Below are 19,378 nucleotides of genomic sequence, written 5' to 3'. Positions count from 1 at the left end.
TTCGGGTTATGAGCCCGACGAGCTACCGAGCTGCTCCACCCCGCGTCCGAATTGTGTGTCCGTTGCCAGACCTTTCCCGCAAGCTGCCGAGCAGTGGCATCTTGCGTCTTCGTCTCACCGCTGCGATGCAACACCGAGCCATGAGGACAAATAGTTGGTTGCGGGGGCCAGATTTGAACTGACGACCTTCGGGTTATGAGCCCGACGAGCTACCGAGCTGCTCCACCCCGCGTCCGTATTTTTCCGAAGTGGCCGAGCAGTAGCCAGTTCGAATCGTCTTCATCCGCTGTCACCCTGTGGGTGTTGTCGATGTCGACACTCAGATGGTTGCGGGGGCCGGATTTGAACCGACGACCTTCGGGTTATGAGCCCGACGAGCTACCGAGCTGCTCCACCCCGCGTCTGAGGTGGCCAATAATAGGCTCCAACGCTGAGATTGCAAGTAATTATCCTAAAAAAAATTTACCAGGGGATTAAACCATCAGATGCTGTGTTCTTTTGCAACAAACCGTAGTTTTTTCAGTCAACTAGGTGATCACCTTGCCGCTCAGGGCCCTTCCCTGCCAGGTTGCGCTGCCGGATCCGGCGTGCCATTCCCCTATCTATATGCATGAAAAAGCCCGCGCCTATGGGACGGCGCGGGCTTCTCTATTCTTCATGACGCGTTGCGGCGGGCTCAGACTAGCTGATGCAACACGCTGGTCGCCGCTATCTGGGCGATGATGAGACCGCACAGGGTCACGGACAACACCACGGGAGCCGTCTCCTGCTGCCGGTAGATCGGGCTGAACCAGAGCAGCAGGGCGGCGATGAGCAAGCCCGCCTGGGTCAGCACCCCGGGGATCAGGGCATCTAGCCCGGCGCCATTGTCCTGCCCGCTCACCAGCACCGCCAGCCAGATCAGGCTCAGCATGGCGGCCAGCAGCCCCGCCAACGGCAGCAGCAGGTTGAAGGCTTGCAGACGGTGACGGGCACGCAGCAGCATCAGGTGTGCGAAGGCCGAGCCCAGCAGCACCATCTGCAGTGCCCCGTTCAGCCAGCCCTGGATCTGCAGCAGGCCCAGGCCATAGAGGGCGAGTGGCATGGCAGGCAGCCACAGCAGGCTGGCGGGAATGGCGCGCTTGCCCTCGAGGCGGGACTGGGCCAGGGACAGCACTATCCCCAGGATAAGGGCGGCGCCCCCGCACCAAATCAGCCAGCCGGTCACCCCGGCTTCGATCCCCAGCATCAGGGAGAGGCCGGTGATCACCCAGATGGAGAAGAGCTGGTTGGTGATCCGCGAGCGCTGGCCCGGGCAGAGATCCCCGCGCCACAAGACGATCCCGAGCGCGATCAGGGCCCCCAGGGCCATCAGGCCGGTCAGGGAAAAGAGCCAAAAAGGAAGTTGGACGAACATAGGGTCTCCGGCAGCAAACAGAGGACAGGGCCCAAGGGCCCCGGCAACAAAAAACAAGGGGCGAGTATACCCAAACCCGCCCCCATACCCAACGCCTGCGAGACTAGCTCTGGCCTCGGGCCAGGGCGACCACCCGCGCGAACATCTGCTTGAGCATGGGGGGAATGTGTTCGCTGCCAAGGCGCTCCGCCTCCTCCACCACGGCCAGGGCCAGGCCGGGCTTGCTGCGATGGTGAATGGCCTTGGAGATGATGCGCCCGGCGTTGAGGGTGGAGCGCCCCCCTACCCCGGCCTCGCGCCGAAACACCGCCTCGAATCCGTTGTGGTAGAGGTAGTGCTCTATGTCCGCCGAGGGCAACTGGGTGATCCTGTCCCGCTCCCGCTCCCCCTTGAGCAGGGAGCGGGCGGAGCTCGCGTACTTGGCGCCCGCCTCGTCGCCGTCGGTGAGCAGGTGCCACTCTATGCCAAAGTCGCGGGCCACCTTGATGAGGGGGGCCTGGCCACACTGGGCGAACTCTATGATGCGCACCCCTTCCGCCCTCAGGCTGTAGCCGCAGATCTGGGCGAGCTCGGAGAGCAGCCAGATCTCCGTCTCCCCCTCCACCAATAACCAGCAGCGGGCAAACATCGACATGGGCCTGTTGATCCGCACGTGGAAGGCAATTTTGCGCAAGTCGTCGCTGCTGTAGCGCTCCCCCCCCAGCTGATGGCAGAGGATGTCATGCTGGCGGCGCACCAGGCGGCGCACCTGGTTAAGTGGCAGGGAAGAGAGCAGATCCCCCGAGTTGGTGGTGAGCAGCTTCTGGCCGGGCAACTGCTCGAGCAGGCCCCAGGCCAGCGCCAGCATGGTGGGGTGCAGGCGGCTCTCGGGATCTTCCAGCATCAGTATGGGCCTGGCCCCCTCCTCCAGCTCCCGGTTGCCGCGGGCATGGAGCAGCATGGCGGCCATGCCTGCCATGGCCAGTTGCAGGGCCCGGTTGTCCGCACTGCGCAGCAGCACCTGCAAGTTGCCGGGGTTGCGCAGGGTCATGGGGCGATTGACTATCTCCCGCTGGCTGCGGGGCTTGTGCTTGATGGGGGCCAGGGCGCTGAAGTAGTGCTCCATCAACTGCTGCACCGCCTGCAGCGCCTCCTTGAGCTCGGGCTCGCCGATGCGCTGGGGCTCGTCGGTCAGCTTGCCGGCAAGCTCCCCGAGCCGCTGCTCGGAGAGATCGTCCCAGGGCAGCTGCTCTATGCCGTCGCGGGCGGTACGGGCATCCCGCAGCCGGAACACAGGGTTCATGGTGATGAGCAGACGCACCAGCTCCGCGTTGTTGTCGATGGCCAGGCTCTTGCCGATGCCGTCGAGAAAGTCATGGGTGCTCTGCACGCTGCCATCGTCCAGCAGCTCGGCGCTGGCGCGATAGTGGATACGGTGGAACTTGTCCCTGTGGGGGATCCAGGCCGCGCCAAGGCGCGCCAATCGGCGGGAGTGCTGGCACATCTGGGGGCGGTACTCGCTGAAGGTGAGCACCAGTTGCAGGGTGCGCGATGGGCTCAGCTCGGGGTCTTCGGGCTGATGGAAATCATCGCGACTGAATTGATAGGGTTCGGCATCCCCCAGCAGGCACCAGAGGGCACGCAACAGGCTGGACTTGCCCCAGGCGTTCTCACCGATGAGAACAGTGGTGTGATCCAGCCCGAGCGAGAGCCGATTTATCCCGCGAAAACCTTTGACTTCAATGCGTTCCAGAAACATGCGGCCATATCCAGTCCATCCTGATGGCGCAATAGTGGCAAAGTTGCCGGAAAAATCCTATCGGGTCTTGGGGTTTTCAGCGGGAACTGTGAGGCACTACGGGTTCGGGAGGGGTAGGCAGGCAGGCGCGATCCTGAGGGGCATTCCAGTGGCTGAACCAGAGGTGGCGGGTGCGGGTCTGACGTTTGCGATGATTCAATGGGCATTCCTTTTTATGGGTAAGTGGTAGAGGGTACACCTCTTTCACCCAGAGTCTCAGCGTTATCTGTGACAAGAGAATGACAATTGGGCGCGCCACTGCCCCGGGCTCAGGCCGAACGCCTCCCGAAAGCGATTGCCAAAATGGGCCTGGGAGGAGAAACCGCACTGAGCGGCGATGCTGGCCAGGGGGTCACTCCCTGCCAGCAACTGCTTGGCCCGCTGGAGCCTGAGCCCCTGCAGGTAGCGATGGGGCGGGCAACCCAGGCTCTGGCCGAACATGCGGGCGAAGTGATATTCGCTCAGGCCCGCCTCCCGGGCGAGTTCGCCCAGGGTGACGGGCTCGGCCAGGTGGGCCAGCAGATACTCCTGCACCCGCCGGATCACCGCGGGTGCCAGGCCGCCTCGCACCTCGGGGAGCCCAGGCGCTTCACGGGTATGGTGACGATAGGCATGGAGCATCAGCATCCAGGCGCCGTGGGAGAGCGCCATGCGATCGACCCCGTTCTGCCAGTCCAGCTTCATCAGCTGTGCCTGCACCAGGGCCGCGGCCTGGGGATCCTCGATGAAGGTCTTGTCCTGCAACACCAGATGACGCCCCTCCTTGTCGCACACCTGTTCGGCGATGCGGCAGAGGTGCTCAGGGGTGAAGTAGAGGTGGAAGAAGCGAAACTCCTCGCGCACCAGCCATTCGGATCTGTGGTGATCCGGCATGATGCACACCTTGCCGGTGCCACCGTGGCCGCCGGGACCGTCGAGGCGCTCGGTCTGCTCGCCCCCCTGCAGATAGACGCTGATGGTGTGGTGACCCGGCTTGTGGTAACGGGTCTGATCGTAGCGGTTGCGCCAGCTGGCCACCCCGAGCCCGGGCTCCAGCCAGCAGGAGTCCTCCAGCCGCGCCCCCGTGCTGACCAGGGCATCGAACACCCCCGCCTGTCGTCTCTGCTGCACCTGTCTGCCTCATCCTTGTTCCCGTGCCGACATCTTATCGCGGCGGCTCGCCGAGCGCTGCTGCCGGCCACAAAAAACCGCAAGATGGTGCAAGCCAGCTCACGCCGTCCGGCCCATGCTGATCCCCATGTCACTCCCCTTTTGCTCGGATCCGCTTATGAACCTCCTGCTGTATGTTTCCACCGTCCTCATCTGGGGTAGTACCTGGATCGCCATCGCCTGGCAGCTCGGTCCCATTCCCATCGAAGTCTCTGTGCTCTACCGCTTCGCCCTGGCGGCGCTGGCGCTCTTTGCCCTGCTCACGTTAAGCGGCAAGTTCCCGCGCCTGCCCTGGGCGGGCCAGCGTTATGCGGCCCTGCTCGGCGCCCTGCTCTTCTCCACCAACTTTCTCTGCTTCTACCACGCCACCCTCTACATCCCGAGCGGCCTGTCGGCGGTGATCTTCGCCAGCGCCAGCATCTTCAACGGCCTCAACCTCTGGCTGTTCGAGGGCAAGCGCCCCGGCATGCGCTGGTTGCAGGGGTCGCTGCTGGGGCTCATGGGCACACTGCTGCTGTTCTGGCCCGTGCTGGCGGATGCGCAACTGGGTGCAAACGGCTGGAAGGGGCTGCTGTTTGCCTGTGCGGGGACCCTCTGCTTCTCCCTCGGGAACCTTGTCTCGGCTCGCGGCCAGCGCCAGGGCTATCAGGTGTTGCAGATGGTGCCCTGGGGCATGGTGTACGGGGTAGTGCTGCTGCTGGGCTGGGTCATGGTGCTGGGTCAGTCCCTGACCCTGCCGACCGAGCCCCGCTACCTCGCGGCCATGGTCTATCTGGCCATCTTCGGCTCCGTCATCGCCTTCACCGCCTACCTCACCCTGGTGGGGCGCATCGGCGCCAGCAAGGCGGCCTATGCTACTGTTCTGTTTCCCCTGGTGGCGCTGAGCCTCTCCACCCTGTATGAGGGCTTCGTCTGGCAGACGGTCTCCATCCTGGGTGTGGTGGTGAGCCTTATCGGCAACCTGGTGATCTTCGCCCCGCCCGTCAAGACGTGGCGCTGGCCGCTGTCACGGGTGACAGACGGGACTTGCCCCTGATGCCAGCAGCCCCTAAGGTAACCCCTCCCAACAGAGGTTGAACGGAGGAAGCATGTTACTGGAAGGGCTGGAGACACTCTGCCTGCTGGCGAGCGAGGGCACCATGGCCAAGGTCGCGAGCCGCCTCTATATCAGCCAGTCGGCGGTGAGCAAGCGCATCACCCAGCTGGAGCAGCGCCTTGGCAAGCGGCTCATCGAGCCGGATGGCCGCCAGACTCGCCTCACCCCCCAGGCCCGGGAGCTGCTCGCCCGGGTGGCCCCGAGCCTGGCGGAGATGAAGGGGGTGCTGGCGGACAGCCAGACCCTCACCGACCAGACCCCCCTGCCCGTCGCCTGCTCCGAGACCCTGCTGGCGGGCTACCTAGCACGCTTCATGCACGACTACCTTGAGCAAGATCCTCACCTTGCACTCTCCACTCACCACACCCCGGTGATACTGACGCGGGTGCGCGGTGGCGATGCCCTGCTCGGCATCTGCGCCGGTCGGCTGCCCCCCGGCCACGGCCTCTGTGCCGAGCTGCTGCTGGAGGAGCCCTTCTATCTGGTGGGGGACGATCAGGAGACGGCGGCGCAGCCGGATCACAGGGTTGCCTCGCCAGACAGGGCGAGTGGCAAGCCGTTGACACAAAGAGATCTGGGTGAGGAAACCCTGGTGCAGGAGAAGGTGCGCAAGATCCTGACCATGGATCTGGAGAACCCCTCCAATCGCTATCTGCGGGATCCCCTGGCCGCGCTCGGGCTGGTGCCGGCCATGGAGCTCGACTCCTACCTGGCGCTGATCGAGCTGGCCAAGGCGGGCATAGGCCCGGTGCTGCTGCCGGCCGGACTGCTGGCCCTGGTGGGGGATCAGGGGAAAAGGGCGCGCGCCCTGCCTGGGCTAGCGCGCCCGCTGCACCTGGTCTATCGGCCGAGCAGCCTCAAGCGGGCGCGGATCCAGCGCCTGGTCGAGGCGATCCGGGCCCACTTCGCCCGGGTGAGCCAAGGCTATAAATGACTCAGACGAGCCAGCTGAACAGCTCGGGGTACTGACTCCACACCAGCTTGGCGGACATCACCAGGGAGACGGTCACCAGCAGCGGCTTGATGAGCTTCACCCCTTTTATCAGCACCAGCTTGGAACCGAAACGGGCCCCGATGAACTGGCCCAGCGCCATGCAGAAACCCACGCTCCACACCACCTTGCCGCCGAGGGCAAAGAACAGCAGGGAGGCGATGTTGGAGGTGAAGTTGAGCAGCTTGGTGTGGGCAGTGGCTCTGGCCATGCCAAAGCCTGCCAGGGCCACGAAGCCGATGGCGAAGAAGGAGCCGGTGCCGGGGCCGAAGAAACCGTCATAGAAACCGACCCCCCCCCCCACCAGCAAAGCGAACAGCATGGGGGTGAGACGGCGCTGGCTCTCCGCATCGCTCACCCTGGGGGAGAAATAGAAGTAACAGGCGAACGCCATCAGCAGGAAGGGCAAGAGGCGCTCCAGGATGGCGGCGTCTATGGTCTGCACCGCCAGGGTGCCGATGGCCGCACCGATGAAGGTGCAGATGACCGCCGGCCAGATGATGGCCCACTCCAGGAGCCCCTTGCGGGCATAGAACCAGGTGGCGGAGAAGGAGCCGAAACTGCTCTGCAGCTTGTTGGTGCCGAGCACCAGGGCGGGCGGCATGCCGGTGGCAAGCAAGGCCGGCACCGTCAGCAGACCGCCGCCTCCGGCGATGGCGTCGATAAAGCCGGCGATAAGGGCGACCCCGAACAGGGCAACCAGGGTGAGCAGTTCCAGTTCCATCCATAAACCTCGTGTGATGCGGCCACCCGCGGCAACCCCGGGTGTCCTGTTTGAGCACAATGCAGGTCGCTATCCTAACGGGGGCAGGCTCATGAGGCTAACGAAACAATGGCAGCCAACTGATTCCTGATTTTCATCAATGTGGACACTGCCTTGCCATCGTCTGCCAAAGCGAACGACACTGTGGCAGACGATCGATTCAACTCCTGATTTTCATCAATGTGGACACTGCCTTGCTATCGTCTGCCAAAGCGAACGACACTGTGGCAGACGATCGATTCACCTCCTGATTTTCATCAATAGGTCGCCACCTTGGCATCGACCGCCAAAGCGAACGAAACAGCGGCAGGTGGTGAATCCAACTCCATCCATTCCTGATCACAGGCACGGCAATTGGGGCGATCAGCTTGTCCGATGATGCCCATCCCCTACCTTCGCCATTCAGCCGAGCCGGTTAAACCAGGGTTGCCACGCTGGCCTCGCCCCGCTCCGCGGCAGACTCGGCAACCTCCCCCTTGATCGCCTCCAGGGCCTGCAACAGCGAGGTCTCGTCCTCGCCGGGCGCCCGGCTCACCCTGCCCGCCATATAGCGGCTGCTGAACAGATTGAACCAATGTTGCAACGCCTGGCCTGCCTGCAGCTCACCGGCTACTTCCAGCACGCAGGCCGCCACCTCGGCGGTGCACAGGTGCTCATCGCAGTGGGCGACCCGCATGCCATAGGTGGAGAGCGCGTCCGGCCGCACCGACAGCACGGGGAAGCCATCCAGATAGGGGCTCATGTTGAACATCTTGCGCGCTTCGGGCCAGGTGCCGTCCAGCAGGATGAAGAGCGGCTTCTTGCCAGGGGCCAGGGCCACCCGCTCGGTCACCCGGGCCGGGTTCTTCTCGCAGGCGGGGAACACCACATAGGGCTGCCAGGCGGGATCCGCCAGCAAGGCCAGCAGCTCGGGATGGGGCTGGGTGCGCTTCCAGAGAAAGGCCCAGGTCGTCTGGGGCAAGACGTCGGCAATGAGACGGCCGGTGTTGGACGGCTTCATGGGTTCGCTGTCATACATCAAGAGGCAAAAGCCCGCCTCGGCTTTGAGCTCGGGGCGCCACTCGCAGGCACACCAGGCATGACGCAGCTGGCAGGCCTCGCAGCGGGGCACGCTGCCACCACGGGCGAGAAAGGGACGGGTAGAGATGCTCTTGCGCCAGATGCGCAGGCGGTTGACGGCATGATCGGGGATGGGCTTCATGGGGCGCGGCTCGGCGACAGGGTCTGCGGGAAAAAGGGGGAAGATTGTAGCGAGCGGGTCTGCCGGGGGCAAGGTGCGCGGCATCTGCCCAGCCAGACGCCCAGGCCCAACGCGCCGCTCTATACTTGGTCCTCATCCCATCATCCCACGCACGGGAAGGCCGATGGGACACAGGAGGAGAAGATGGCAGAACCAGACATGGCCAGGGAGCACGCCCTGGCCGAAGGATCCACCTTTACCTGGCACGAGCTCTATGTGCCCGACGGCGAGGCCGGGATCCGCTTCTACGCCGAGGTGCTCGGCTGGGAGAGTCAGCTCATGGAGATGGAGGGAGGCAACTACCCCATGCTGGTGGTCAACGGCCGACCGGTGGCCGGGGTGCAATCCACCCGGGGCAACCCCCAGATGGCTGGCGTGCCGCCCCACTGGGCGACCTACATAGCGGTGGATGACGTCGATGCCAGGCTGGCCAGGGTGACCCAGCATGGCGGCAGCCTAGTGGTGCCCGCCATGGACATCCCCACAGTCGGGCGCATGGCGCTCATCGCCGATCCGCAAGGGGCGCACATCTGGCTGTTCACTCCCTTCCCCGGGGATTGCCAGCAACCCTGATGGTCATGACGACAGCGCTAGATTGGCGCTCATCGCCGATCCACAAGGGGCGCACATTTAGCTGTTCACTTCTATTCCCCGGGGATTGCCAGCAACCCTGAGGGTCATGACGACAGCGCTACATTGGCGCTCATTGCCCATCCACAAGGGGCGCACATTTGGCTGTTCACTTCTATTCCCCGGGGATTGCCAGCAACCCTGAGGGCCATGACGACACCGCAACAACGACAGAGGGGCCCTTGGGCCCCTCGCTTGTTGCTATGCCTTGTCGGCGCCCTCAGGCGGGGCGCAGATTCTGCTCGAGGAAGCGAGCGAAGCTGTGACCGTGATGCTCCAGCAGTTTCGGGAACATGGAGATGGAGGTCATGCCCGGGAAGGTGTTGATCTCGTTTAGCAGTATCTCGCCATCCTCGGTCAGGAAGAAGTCGATGCGTGACAGATGGGTCAACTTCAGCTGACGGAAGGCCTTGAGGGAGTAGGCGTGAATGGCGTCAGACTGGGCCTGGGTCAAGCCTTCTGCCTTGAGCGCCGTCTCGGTGTGGCTGGCGCTGCTGTACTTCTCTTCATAGGTGTAGAACTTGTCCTGGGGCACGCAGATCTCCCCGGGATAGGTGGCCACCAGCTCGTCGCCGTACTGGTAGACAGCCACTTCCAGCTCGCGGGGCTTGACCGCCTTCTCTATCAGCACCTGCTCGGAGTAACCGAAGGCATCCTTGATCCCCTGCAGCAGCTCGGCCTCGTTGCTGGCGGAGTAGCAGCCCACGGATGACCCTTGCGAGGCGGCCTTGATAAACACCTTGCCCCACTTGGCCAGCGCGGCTCTCGCCTCGGCGAGTGCCTCATCACCCTGCTCGGTCAAAAACAGATAGGGGGTATTGGGGATGCCGATGGCGGAGAGCCACAGCTTGGTGCTGATCTTGTTGAAGCAGATCTTGCTCGCCTCGGCGTCACACCCCAGATAGGGCAGGCCCGCCAGCTCGAGGAAGGATTGCAGATCGCCGGTCTCACCCGGATAGCCGTGGATGCAGGGCACCACGTAGTCCACCGGACGGGCCACGCTGTCAAAGGAGAGCAGCTTGTCCAGCCCCAGCTTGCACTCGCGGCCGTCGGCACTGAGCCAGCGGTCGGCGAACATCTCGACCCGGGTCACTTCGACCCCAGGCAGGAGACCGAGCTGTTGTTCGAGGAAATTGGCACTGCGCAGAGAGACTTCGTGCTCGGCGCCACCGCCGCCGCACAGCAGCAAGACATGCATGTTCTTCATTAGATGTGATCCCTTGGGAGAAGCGGCTTCGTCATGGCCGGGGAAAATCCGGCTGCGCGACCTGCGCACCAAACAACGGGCGAAGCCAGATACGAACATAAGTGCGGCCAGTGTAGCAAGGGAGAGGAAGCCTTGTCAGCCGATGGGGCCGCCATCCCCCCATCCTGGCCCGTAAAAAGAGGCGCCTGTGTCAAAAATGGGACGAAACGGACTCAGCGAGGGGGATCTACCCGCCCGGCGCCATTGCCATTGACCCGAAACCAGCCAGCGATGCTGTAACGCTCCTCGCTCGCAGGCAGCACCTCGTGGGGAAACTCCTCCGACAGGAAGAGCACCAGCCGCCCCCCCTTGGGGGAGACATCCATCAGAAACTGTTCGTCGTTGTCATAGACCCGCAACACGCCGCCCGCCTGGGGCTGCCAGCCGTTGTTCAAGTAGAACACCGAGGTGAGACGGCGGTTGGAGCGCCCGGCAAAGGCGTCGCGGTGAGTCGCATAGAAGTCGCCGCTGCGGTAGCGGGCGAAGTGGGCCTCATAGTCGAACAGCCCCAGCATCAGGTTGCGATTGGCCGCCAGACGCAGGGACTCCATGCGGGCCAGATAGTCGGCCACGGGGGCGCCCAGGGAGGGATCCAGCCAGTGGATCTGATCACGGCGGATCTCCGGATTACCCTGATGCAACCCCTCCCGCCCTATCCCCGCAGGTTGCCACTCCCCCGGCAGGCAGGCCCGCAAGGCATCCACCTCGGAGGCGGTTAAGAAATCATCCACAATCACCCATCCCCGGGTGTAAATGGCATCCATGACGGCTTGATAGTCCAAGATTGACTCGCAGCGAGTGGAGAGAGTGCGCTTTGTAGCGACTTCCCCCCCTGGGCACAAACCGGATTGCTTCTCTTGAGAAGTCCCGCCATCAATAAGGGACTGGCCCCGGGCGCCGATTTCCCCTTGCCCCGCTGCCCCCGGCCCGCTAACGTGAAAACAAGGCCCGAAACGGGTCTCCCTCTGCATCCATGACTCAGGAGAGCGCCATGCCCTTGCCCACTATCCCCCTGCAACGACTCGATGGCAGCGAGTTTCCCGGTGACGCCCTGCAAGGGAAGGTCCTGCTGGTGGTCAACGTGGCCAGCCGCTGCGGCTTCACCCCCCAATACACCGGGCTGGAGGCGCTTCATCGCCAGTTTGGTGAGCAGGGCCTGGTGATCCTTGGCTTCCCCTGCGATCAGTTCGGCCACCAGGAGCCCGGGGATGCCGAGGAGATAGCCCGCTTCTGCTCGCTGGATTACCCGGTGAGCTTCCCCCTGATGGTCAAGTGCGAGGTCAATGGCGAGCAGGCCCACCCCTTCTATCGCTGGCTCAAGCAGCAAAAACCCGGGCTGCTCGGGAGCGAGGCCATCAAGTGGAACTTCACCAAGTTCCTGCTCGATCGGGAGGGCCGGGTGGTGGACCGCTTCGCCCCCCAGACCAAACCCGAGGATCTGGCGGGGGCCATCCAGGGGCTGCTGTGAGCCGGGCACCCCGGGCGACAGACGGCCATGGCCCCTCTCCCATCGGACTCGGCGCGCCCCTTTGTGCCCCGGGTCCTCCTTCGTGACGCCGTTACTGCGTGCCTGCGTCACTTCTGCTATATTACGCGCCCATTATCTTTTTCGTGTCGTAGCGCCCGCGGGACGGGCCTGAAGGGATCAGGCCCTGCCCTGACCCGCTACCCACCTTCTTCCATGTCGTGACGGGCCCAGGCTGTCGTCACCCGTTGAGCCCAAGGCTCGGAGTTTCTCTCGAACATGTCATTCAATGAACTGGGTCTGTCACCGCACATACTGCGGGCCGTCAAGGAGCTGGGTTACGAACAACCCACCCCCATACAGAAGCAAGCCATCCCGGCCATTCTGGCCGGTCAGGACGTGCTGGGCGGTGCCCAGACAGGCACAGGCAAGACCGCCGGTTTCACCCTGCCCATGTTGCACCGTCTGCTGGCCAACCACGGCCGTGGCGGTCGCCGTCAGGTCCGCGCCCTGGTGCTGACCCCGACCCGGGAGCTCGCCGCCCAGGTGGGCGAGAGCATCATCAAGTACGCCCATCATCTGCCGTTCCGCACCCTGATCGCCTATGGCGGCGTCAGCATCAAGCCGAACCTGGACGCCATCAAGCTCGGGGTCGACATCCTGGTCGCCACCCCGGGCCGCCTGCTGGATCTGCTGACCCAGGGGGCTCTCACCCTGAGCTCCCTGGAAGTGCTGGTGCTGGATGAAGCGGACAGAATGCTCGACATGGGCTTCATCACCGACATTCGCCGCATCATGAAGGCGCTGCCGGACGAGCGGCAGACCCTGCTCTTCTCCGCCACCTTCTCGAATGACATCAAGGCGCTGGCGGACGATCTGCTCAATGACCCCACCCTGATCGAGGTGGATCCCAGCAACACCGCCGCCGATCAGGTGACCCAGCGCGTCATCCAGGTCGACCGGGAACGCCGCCGCGAGATGCTCTCTCACATGATCGGCCGTGGCAACTGGCAGCGAGTGCTGGTGTTCGTGCGTACCAAGCAGATCGCCGACCGCCTCGCCCAGCAGATGCAAAAAGATGGCCTCAATACCGTCGCCATTCACGGCGACAAGAGCCAGGGTGCCCGCAACCGGGCGCTGGCCGATTTCCGCGAGGGCAAGGTGCGGGTGCTGGTCGCCACCGACATCGCCGCTCGCGGTCTGGACATCGATCAGCTGCCCCACGTGATCAACTTCGAGCTGCCCCAGATGGCGGAGGATTACATCCACCGCATCGGCCGCACCGGTCGCGCCGGCCGTGGCGGCGAGGCCATCTCCCTGGTGAGCCAGGACGAGCTGGGCCAGCTCAAGGATATCGAGGCCCTGATCGGCCAATCCCTGACGGTGGAGATCCTGGAAGGGTACGAGCCGAGCGGCAAGCCGAGCCGCCAGACCCTGCCAGGCAGCAAGCCGGTGCAAAACCCGCCCCGTGACCGCGGCCATGCCAACGCCAAGAGCAACAATGCCAAAGGCAAGCCTGACGCGGCCAAAGGCAAGGCCAAAGGGGACGGCCCCAAGAAGCCGGCCCCGGCCCGCAAGCGCGAGGTCGTGGGGGAAGACATCGGCTTCACCCCCATGCGCCGCCTGCCCAAGGCCCAGCGCGATGACTATCAGGACAACTCCAGCGAGGAGTAAGGCAAGCTGTTGCCGACCTGACACAAAAAAACCGCCCACTTCACGAGGGCGGTTTTTTTATGCTCTGGCGCCCTTACTCGGCGGCCAGGGCCATGTGCAGCAGGGGATAGGGCTTGCCCTGGCCATCCAGGGGAGAGCGCCCCGTCACCCCGAAACCCAGGTGCTGATAGAAGCCGAGGGCCTGGGCATTCTGCTCGTTGACGTCCACCCTTCTCGCCCCTTGCCGCTGGATGGCGTGGGCCACCAGCAGGCGGCCGACCCCGCGTCCTCTCGCCTCGGGGGCGATGAAGAGCATCTCGATGTTGCCATTGTGCACACCGCAGAAACCGGCTATCTCCCCCTCCTCTCCCCTGGCGCAGACCAGATCCACGGCCGCAAAATAGTGCTTCAGGATCAGGGGTTTGAGGGCGGTGATGTCCGCCTCTTGCAGGAAGTGATGGGTGGCGCGCACCGAGGCCTCCCAGAGGGCGATCAGAGCCTGGTAATCCCCGGTGTCCGCTTGTTCAATCTTCATGGTGCGTTAATTCCATCTGTGGTGAAAAGGCCAATGCCGGGTCCAGGGGCCGGGCGCCGTCAGGGGGTTGCCCTGGCCTCGGCCTGCTTGATGACAAAGCCCTTCTCGATGCCGGCCTTGAAGCCCAGCTTTTCGTACAGGCGATGGGCCCCTTCGCGCCCCTCCCCCGACAGCAGCATCACCTTGTAGCAATCCAGCTCCCAGGCCAGGGTCAGGGCCTGCGCCAATAGCTGCTGGCTCACCCCCTGTCGCCGAAACGCAGAGGCCGTCACCACGTGCTCTATGATGGCAAAGGGCCTGCCGCCGTTGGTCAGGGTCGGGATCACCCCGAGCTGGCAGGTGGCGGCCAGCTGGCCCTCCACCTCGGCCACCAGGAGTCGTACTCCGGGCTCGGCCAGCAGTCGCCTCAGCGCCTCCCTGGCCACCGACGGCGCCAGCACGGGATCATTGGGCCTGAGCTCGGCGTAAAGACTGAGCAGGCCCGCCAGATCCTCTTCCTTGCACTCTCTGATCACCACAATGGCAACCCTCCTGATCTTCTGTATTCCCCGGCGCCCTATGCGGATCTGGGGGCAAACATGATGATGGCCATGCCCGTCAGGGCGACGCCGGAACCGACCCAGTCCCACACAGTGGGTCTGATGCCATCCACCGCCCAGAGCCAGAGGATGGCCACGAAGATATAGACGCCCCCATAGGCGGCATAGACACGGCCGGCGGCGGTCGGATGCAGGGAGAGCAGCCAGGCAAAGAGGACGAGACTCAGGCCTGCCGGCAGCAGCAACCAGGCGCTCCGCCCCTGGGTCAGCCACAGGTAGGGCAGATAGCAGCCGACAATTTCGGCCAGCGCGGTGATCAGGAACAGCCCGATCGTTTTGAACTCCAGCATCATGGGTCTCTAGCAAGAAGGTGATAGAGGCTGAATGTTAAAACAACGCATTGGGTTATGTAAGCACGGCGGCGCAGCAGGCCTGGAGGAAGGGAGGGCAAACCTTCCCCCACGGGCGTGGGGGAAGGAAGGGGTCAACGGACCCTGACTGCCTGGAGCAAGGCAGAGACATCCGGGCCAAAGGTTCGGCTGCGGATGGCCTCGCGAATATCCGCTTCGCCGTAACGGCTGGCCGGGTAGACCACCACGCAGGAGGTGTCGCCGGGCGCGAGGAAGTGAGTCTCGCCGAAGGGGGTATAGCGGGTGGCGCCTATGCTGATGAGGGCGTGGGCCGGACGCCCCGCCTGGGCCAGCAGCCCCTGGATATGCTCGGCCGGGCCCTCATCCTGCTGATGGTTGAACTTGTCGATGGCCCAGTCGAGCAGCTGCTGATGGAAGTAGCTGTAATCCACAGCCGCGCTGTCAACCCCATAGGGGTGCAGCTCGCCATCGCGCTCCAGATAGCAGGCGATGCGATAGTCGTCGAGCTCGCAACCCGGGGCAAAATGGTTAAGGGGCAGCAGAGTGGCCGCCAGCCCCTTGCTCTCCTCCCCCCAGTTCTTCTTCTCGCTGATCTTTCTGGCGTTGGGGCGACGGATGGAGCAGTCGTTGTAGGCGCCGAACGCCCTGGGATGTATGGCCACCACCTGCTCCCCCGCGTACTCCAGCTCGCACCAGAGCGCCACCTCGGGTTCGATTTGCACCTTCTCGTCGCCGCTCACCGCCGCCTCTGGCAGGAAGATGGCCTCACCGCTCAATGGGAAGACGCCGAGCTGGCCCGGATGGCCTGGCACATAGAAGGGGAACAGCGCCTTGGGGGCAACCTTGTCCGCGACCTTGACGGCGACGAAGTCCGCCGCCTCGCCGGCCTGCTCCAGATGGCCGGCGAAGTTGCCCGCCACCCCCAATCCGATGAAGTTGCTCAATTCAGTGATCTGCATCTGTGGCTCCATTGGCGCGACCCGGGCCGCCGCCTCGTTGTCTAAGTTCAGGGCGGCAGGGCTACCGCCAAAGAGGGAGCTTATTAGAGCACAGCCCCCTGACGGCGCCCAGTCGCCCCGCCACAAGCTGTGCACCAGGGCGGATTTTCCCTCACCATATGGTCATAAAGAGAGCAGTCAGCGCCAAGCTGTGATCCCGGTGCTTGGGCGAGCCCCGCGCTTTTGCTAGTCTGCCCTATTCATTTTCCGTTTGGGTGCCGGTGCCGAGCCATGACCACACATTTTCAGGGTCGCTTCGAGGTGGAGTTCAAATACCGCCTGGCGGATAGCGCGGCCTTCCTGCGTGCCCTCGAGGCACTCGGCCCCGAGCTGATGATGGCGGACAATCATGAGCAGGACTGCTACTTCGACACGGCGGACAGCGCCTTGGCGAGGGAGCAGAAGAGCCTGGTGATCCGCACCATGGCGGCATCCGGCTCTGGATAGTCAAGGGACCCGGGCCCAATCGCTGCGAGGCGGTCAACATCACGGATGCGGACAAGGCCATCAGCATGGTGCGCACCCTGGGCTACCAACGGGTGCTGACCATAGACAAGCGGCGCAGCATCTACTTCCTTGGCCCCTTCCATCTGACCCTGGACAGCCTGGCCGGGATAGGGGATTTTGCCGAGCTCGCCATCATGACCGACGAGGAGGCCGCACTGCCCGCTTACCGGGAGCAGCTGCTGGCGCTGGCCGCCCGGCTGGGGCTCAGCCCCGAGATGCGGGAGACCCGCTCCTATCGCACCCTGTGCGAGCAGTCAACTCACCTTCGAACCTGTGAAAAGAGGAAACAAGAGGAATCAGCCCCATGATCGACAAACTCGCCTGGCTCACCTTCAAGGAGGGGCAACTGCTCTGTGCCCGCTCCCACGGCAAGGCCCTCTACTACATACCCGGCGGCAAGCGTGAGCCGGGGGAGAGCGACGAGGCCGCCCTGGTGCGGGAGATAGCGGAAGAGCTGGCGGTCAGCCTCAAGCCCGAGACCCTGCGCCTCGCCTGCGAGTTCAGCGCCCAGGCCGACGGCAAGCCGCAAGGGGTGCAAGTCCGGCTGCGCTGCTACACAGGGGAGGCTGACGGCAGCCCCACCGCCTCGGCGGAGATCGCCGAGCTCCGCTGGCTCGACAGCCGCCATCTGAACGAGGTCTCCCCTGTCTCCCGCCTGCTGTTCCAGTGGCTGGCTGAGCAGGGACTGATCCGCTAGAGAGATGGCTCTTGAACAGCCTTCCCGCTCCGTCCCTGGAACACCGGCTGACAGAGATGGCTCCTGGCCAGGCTTCCAGCCCCGCCGCAGTGAGACTGGCTGACAGAGCAAGATTGAACCGTTAATCCCGAATGGATTGGCAATTGGATACAAGAAGAGGAGTTTCAATGGAGATCCTTGAGGTCGATAGCACCAGAGGCATCAAGCCTGCGTTGATCACACTGCTGCAAGATTGCGTGGCCAGCGGCGCCTCGGTGGGCTTCCTGCCGCCCCTGCAGGAAGAGCGGGGATTGGAGTACTGGCAAGGCATCGAAGGGGAGCTGGCCGACGGGGTGCGCAGGCTCTGGGTGGCCTTCGATCAGCACCATCTGGTGGGCGCCCTGCAGCTGTCGCTCTGCACCAAGGCCAACGGCGGTCACAGGGCCGAGGTGGAGAAGCTGATGGTACACAGCCAGGCCCGTGGCAAGGGGGTGGGTCGCGCCCTCATGCAGGCCATGGAGCAAGGGGCCCGCGAGGCCGGGCGCACCCTGCTGGTACTGGACACCCGGGTCGGCGACATCGCCTCCACCCTCTACCGCCAGCTGGGCTACCAGGAGGCCGGCCAGATCCCGGACTTCGCCCGCAACGCGGACGGCACCCTGGCGGCGACCCAGTTCTTCTACAAGCAGCTCTGAGGGGCGAGAGCCCAAAGGCCCAACGCAACAAGGCCAGCCCCCAGGCTGGCCTTGTTTATTGGCGCGTTCACTGCTCAAATGGCCCCTTCATCCAGAGACGGCAAGGAGCCATCATGATATTGGAAGTCGCCCCGCTGCAGATCATCCCGGGCCAGGCTGCCGCCTTCGAGCAGGCATTCGAGCAGGCCCAGCGCATCATCAGCACCCTGCCCGGTTACGCCGGCCACCAGTTGCAACGTTCACTGACCGACTCACACCGCTACCTGCTGCTGGTCAACTGGCAACGGCTCGAGGACCATACCCTGGGCTTTCGCGGCTCTCCCCAGTACCAGCAGTGGAAGGCGCTGCTCCATCACTTCTACGATCCCTTCCCCACTGTGGAGCATTTTCAGGCCGTACAACCTTGATCAGCCCAGAATGAACTTGGCCGATCAGGGTTGAGGCCTCACGCCACACCATCGGCCAGGCGCTCGGCCCTGTGTGCGATCCGCGGCTCGGCGAAGTCGGCCTGGGCCGCGATCAGCTGCAGCTCGTAGGCATCCGCCTGCCAGGTCTGGCGCAGCACTTCATCGACAGCGGCGTTGGTGCGCTCGAAGGCGGCCACCGCATCAAACCCCGCCTGCAGGTTGGCCAGCATCAGGGCGCTGATGAGATCCCCCACCCCCACCGGCTGGCGGGCAAAGTCGTAGAGTGGCCGCGCGATGAGATAATCCCCCTGCGGAGTGGCCAGCAGCATCTCGAAACGGCCGGGATCACTGGCGGCGCGCCCCAGATGCTTGACCAGCACCATCTTGACGCCGCTTTCCAGCAGCTGGTGAGCGGCTGCGCGAGTCTGGGCCAGGGTCGTCAGGTGGACGCCGCACAGGGTCTCCAGCTCCAGCAGGTTGGGGGCCATGATGTCCGCCACCGGCAGCGCCTGCTCTGTGAGGAAGCGGGTCACGCCAGGGGCGACTATGCACCCCTTCTCCGGGTGGCCCATGACGGGATCGCAAAAATAGATGGCCGCCGGATTGGCCGCCTTGACGGCCGCGACCACCGCCAGGATCTCATTCCCCTGCTCCGCCGATCCCAGGTAGCCGCTCAGCACCGCATCGCAGCGCCCCAGCACCTCGATATCCATCAGCCCCTGACAGAGAGCACTGATATGACCGGCGGGCATCGCCATTCCCTGCCATCCCGCCGCGTACTGGGTGTGATTGGAGAACTGCACCGTATTGACGGGCCAGACCTCCATGCCGAGACGGCGCATGGGGAAGACGGCGGCGCTGTTGCCGGCACAGCCAAATACCACGTGGGACTGGATAGAGAGAATGCGTTTCATCGACACCACCACTGAAGAAGCATGAGGAAAGCGGGCAATATATCGGATGCAGAGCGGGCTCTGCCAGCGATTCTCGGCAACCCTCGCCATTTATGCTGCAAAAAGACCATTCAATGGAGTGTTACGCCAACTTCCCCCCACTCCTGCTCAACCAGGCAAGCCAAGACCACCTCTGTCTCGTCGGTGTGATATGGGCTTTTCACACTCTTGTTTGATGGCATATGAGAGCATTTTCAATACAAGATGGCGGATGGCGTGAGAAAGCCTCGAGGCAGAACAACGAGGCGCGGCGGCAGGCAAGCCGGGGCCGACGCCCCGGGCTTTGTACTT

22 protein-coding genes, 2 tRNA genes and 1 pseudogene are annotated in these 19,378 nt (G+C 64.0%); 9 read left to right on the top strand and 16 right to left on the bottom strand.

Features of this window, described 5'->3' with window-relative positions:
* Window positions 1–155: 155 nt before the first annotated feature.
* From AB5Y91_RS03310 to AB5Y91_RS03285, 6 genes are all read right to left on the bottom strand, one after another.
* Window positions 156–232 (bottom strand) — tRNA-Met (locus AB5Y91_RS03310).
* 92 nt (window positions 233–324) lie between these two features.
* A tRNA-Met gene (locus tag AB5Y91_RS03305) sits at window positions 325–401 on the bottom strand.
* A gap of 275 nt (window positions 402–676) precedes the next feature.
* The gene (locus tag AB5Y91_RS03300; RefSeq protein ID WP_106886690.1) at window positions 677–1,396 is read right to left on the bottom strand and encodes a hypothetical protein; all 720 of its coding nucleotides are present in this window, start codon (window positions 1,394–1,396) and stop codon (window positions 677–679) included.
* A gap of 103 nt (window positions 1,397–1,499) precedes the next feature.
* Window positions 1,500–3,134, bottom strand: a complete 1,635-nt coding sequence (locus AB5Y91_RS03295) for an ATP-dependent endonuclease (RefSeq protein ID WP_106886689.1) — start codon at window positions 3,132–3,134, stop codon at window positions 1,500–1,502.
* 76 nt (window positions 3,135–3,210) lie between these two features.
* Window positions 3,211–3,333, bottom strand: a complete 123-nt coding sequence (locus tag AB5Y91_RS03290) for a hypothetical protein (protein WP_262110571.1) — start codon at window positions 3,331–3,333, stop codon at window positions 3,211–3,213.
* A 62-nt stretch (window positions 3,334–3,395) separates the two neighbouring features.
* Entirely contained in the window at window positions 3,396–4,283 is an 888-nt protein-coding gene (locus tag AB5Y91_RS03285; RefSeq protein WP_368169067.1) for a helix-turn-helix domain-containing protein, read from the bottom strand.
* Between the two features lie 157 nt (window positions 4,284–4,440).
* Between AB5Y91_RS03285 and AB5Y91_RS03280 the strand changes: the two genes are divergently transcribed.
* Window positions 4,441–5,358 (top strand): DMT family transporter, encoded by a 918-nt coding sequence (locus AB5Y91_RS03280; protein WP_163157399.1) that lies wholly within the window; start codon window positions 4,441–4,443, stop codon window positions 5,356–5,358.
* A gap of 52 nt (window positions 5,359–5,410) precedes the next feature.
* Window positions 5,411–6,352, top strand: a complete 942-nt coding sequence (locus AB5Y91_RS03275) for a LysR family transcriptional regulator (protein ID WP_368169066.1) — start codon at window positions 5,411–5,413, stop codon at window positions 6,350–6,352.
* 1 nt (window position 6,353) lies between these two features.
* On the opposite strand, the gene AB5Y91_RS03270 is transcribed toward AB5Y91_RS03275, so the two are convergent.
* From AB5Y91_RS03270 to AB5Y91_RS03260, 3 genes are all read right to left on the bottom strand, one after another.
* Complete coding sequence (locus tag AB5Y91_RS03270) at window positions 6,354–7,133, bottom strand: TSUP family transporter (protein WP_368169065.1); 780 nt, start codon at window positions 7,131–7,133, stop codon at window positions 6,354–6,356.
* A 296-nt stretch (window positions 7,134–7,429) separates the two neighbouring features.
* A complete protein-coding gene (locus AB5Y91_RS03265; protein ID WP_263686348.1) occupies window positions 7,430–7,558 on the bottom strand; it encodes a hypothetical protein in 129 nt (42 codons plus the stop codon).
* Between the two features lie 29 nt (window positions 7,559–7,587).
* On the bottom strand, window positions 7,588–8,373 hold the full coding sequence (locus AB5Y91_RS03260; protein WP_368169064.1) for a tRNA-uridine aminocarboxypropyltransferase: 786 nt from the start codon (window positions 8,371–8,373) through the stop codon (window positions 7,588–7,590).
* A gap of 183 nt (window positions 8,374–8,556) precedes the next feature.
* On the opposite strand from AB5Y91_RS03260, the gene AB5Y91_RS03255 reads away from it, so the two are divergent.
* A complete protein-coding gene (locus AB5Y91_RS03255) occupies window positions 8,557–8,985 on the top strand; it encodes a VOC family protein (RefSeq protein WP_025327092.1) in 429 nt (142 codons plus the stop codon).
* 277 nt (window positions 8,986–9,262) lie between these two features.
* Here AB5Y91_RS03255 and AB5Y91_RS03250 read toward each other — a convergent pair whose 3' ends face one another.
* Together AB5Y91_RS03250 and AB5Y91_RS03245 are read right to left on the bottom strand one after the other, a co-directional pair.
* A complete protein-coding gene (locus AB5Y91_RS03250) occupies window positions 9,263–10,249 on the bottom strand; it encodes a D-alanine--D-alanine ligase (RefSeq protein ID WP_368169063.1) in 987 nt (328 codons plus the stop codon).
* A gap of 212 nt (window positions 10,250–10,461) precedes the next feature.
* On the bottom strand, window positions 10,462–11,070 hold the full coding sequence (locus AB5Y91_RS03245; protein ID WP_163157388.1) for a 2OG-Fe(II) oxygenase: 609 nt from the start codon (window positions 11,068–11,070) through the stop codon (window positions 10,462–10,464).
* Window positions 11,071–11,279: 209 nt separating this feature from the next.
* On the opposite strand from AB5Y91_RS03245, the gene AB5Y91_RS03240 reads away from it, so the two are divergent.
* Together AB5Y91_RS03240 and AB5Y91_RS03235 are read left to right on the top strand one after the other, a co-directional pair.
* A complete protein-coding gene (locus AB5Y91_RS03240; RefSeq protein WP_368169062.1) occupies window positions 11,280–11,756 on the top strand; it encodes a glutathione peroxidase in 477 nt (158 codons plus the stop codon).
* Window positions 11,757–12,032: 276 nt separating this feature from the next.
* Entirely contained in the window at window positions 12,033–13,427 is a 1,395-nt protein-coding gene (locus tag AB5Y91_RS03235; protein ID WP_368169061.1) for a DEAD/DEAH box helicase, read from the top strand.
* Between the two features lie 73 nt (window positions 13,428–13,500).
* On the opposite strand, the gene AB5Y91_RS03230 is transcribed toward AB5Y91_RS03235, so the two are convergent.
* The 4 genes from AB5Y91_RS03230 to AB5Y91_RS03215 form a co-directional block, all read right to left on the bottom strand.
* Window positions 13,501–13,941 carry an acetyltransferase gene (locus AB5Y91_RS03230; protein WP_368169060.1) on the bottom strand — a complete coding sequence of 147 codons (441 nt, stop codon included), beginning with the start codon at window positions 13,939–13,941 and terminating at the stop codon, window positions 13,501–13,503.
* 59 nt (window positions 13,942–14,000) lie between these two features.
* Complete coding sequence (locus AB5Y91_RS03225) at window positions 14,001–14,462, bottom strand: N-acetyltransferase family protein (protein WP_368169069.1); 462 nt, start codon at window positions 14,460–14,462, stop codon at window positions 14,001–14,003.
* Between the two features lie 35 nt (window positions 14,463–14,497).
* Window positions 14,498–14,830: a YnfA family protein gene (locus AB5Y91_RS03220; RefSeq protein WP_368169068.1), complete on the bottom strand. Its 333-nt coding sequence runs from the start codon at window positions 14,828–14,830 to the stop codon at window positions 14,498–14,500.
* A 134-nt stretch (window positions 14,831–14,964) separates the two neighbouring features.
* The gene (locus AB5Y91_RS03215) at window positions 14,965–15,810 is read right to left on the bottom strand and encodes a DUF5718 family protein (protein WP_368169059.1); all 846 of its coding nucleotides are present in this window, start codon (window positions 15,808–15,810) and stop codon (window positions 14,965–14,967) included.
* Window positions 15,811–16,080: 270 nt separating this feature from the next.
* Here AB5Y91_RS03215 and AB5Y91_RS03210 point away from each other — a divergent pair.
* From AB5Y91_RS03210 to AB5Y91_RS03195, 4 genes and pseudogenes are all read left to right on the top strand, one after another.
* A pseudogene (locus AB5Y91_RS03210) lies at window positions 16,081–16,664 on the top strand (class IV adenylate cyclase).
* Window positions 16,661–17,053 carry an NUDIX domain-containing protein gene (locus AB5Y91_RS03205; protein ID WP_106886679.1) on the top strand — a complete coding sequence of 131 codons (393 nt, stop codon included), beginning with the start codon at window positions 16,661–16,663 and terminating at the stop codon, window positions 17,051–17,053. Before AB5Y91_RS03210 ends, AB5Y91_RS03205 begins: the two are co-directional and overlap by 4 nt.
* A gap of 167 nt (window positions 17,054–17,220) precedes the next feature.
* On the top strand, window positions 17,221–17,727 hold the full coding sequence (locus AB5Y91_RS03200) for a GNAT family N-acetyltransferase (RefSeq protein WP_139745335.1): 507 nt from the start codon (window positions 17,221–17,223) through the stop codon (window positions 17,725–17,727).
* 113 nt (window positions 17,728–17,840) lie between these two features.
* Window positions 17,841–18,134: an antibiotic biosynthesis monooxygenase gene (locus tag AB5Y91_RS03195; protein WP_234676075.1), complete on the top strand. Its 294-nt coding sequence runs from the start codon at window positions 17,841–17,843 to the stop codon at window positions 18,132–18,134.
* A 38-nt stretch (window positions 18,135–18,172) separates the two neighbouring features.
* On the opposite strand, the gene pdxY is transcribed toward AB5Y91_RS03195, so the two are convergent.
* Window positions 18,173–19,048, bottom strand: coding sequence for a pyridoxal kinase PdxY (gene pdxY, locus AB5Y91_RS03190; RefSeq protein ID WP_368169058.1), 876 nt, complete (start codon window positions 19,046–19,048; stop codon window positions 18,173–18,175).
* Window positions 19,049–19,378 lie beyond the last annotated feature (330 nt).

This window comes from Aeromonas sp. R4-3, assembly GCF_040908275.1.
Classification (GTDB): Bacteria; Pseudomonadota; Gammaproteobacteria; order Enterobacterales; family Aeromonadaceae; genus Aeromonas; species Aeromonas rivipollensis.
Note: the sequence above shows the minus strand (reverse complement) of the source record. Positions and strands in the feature narration are given on the sequence as shown.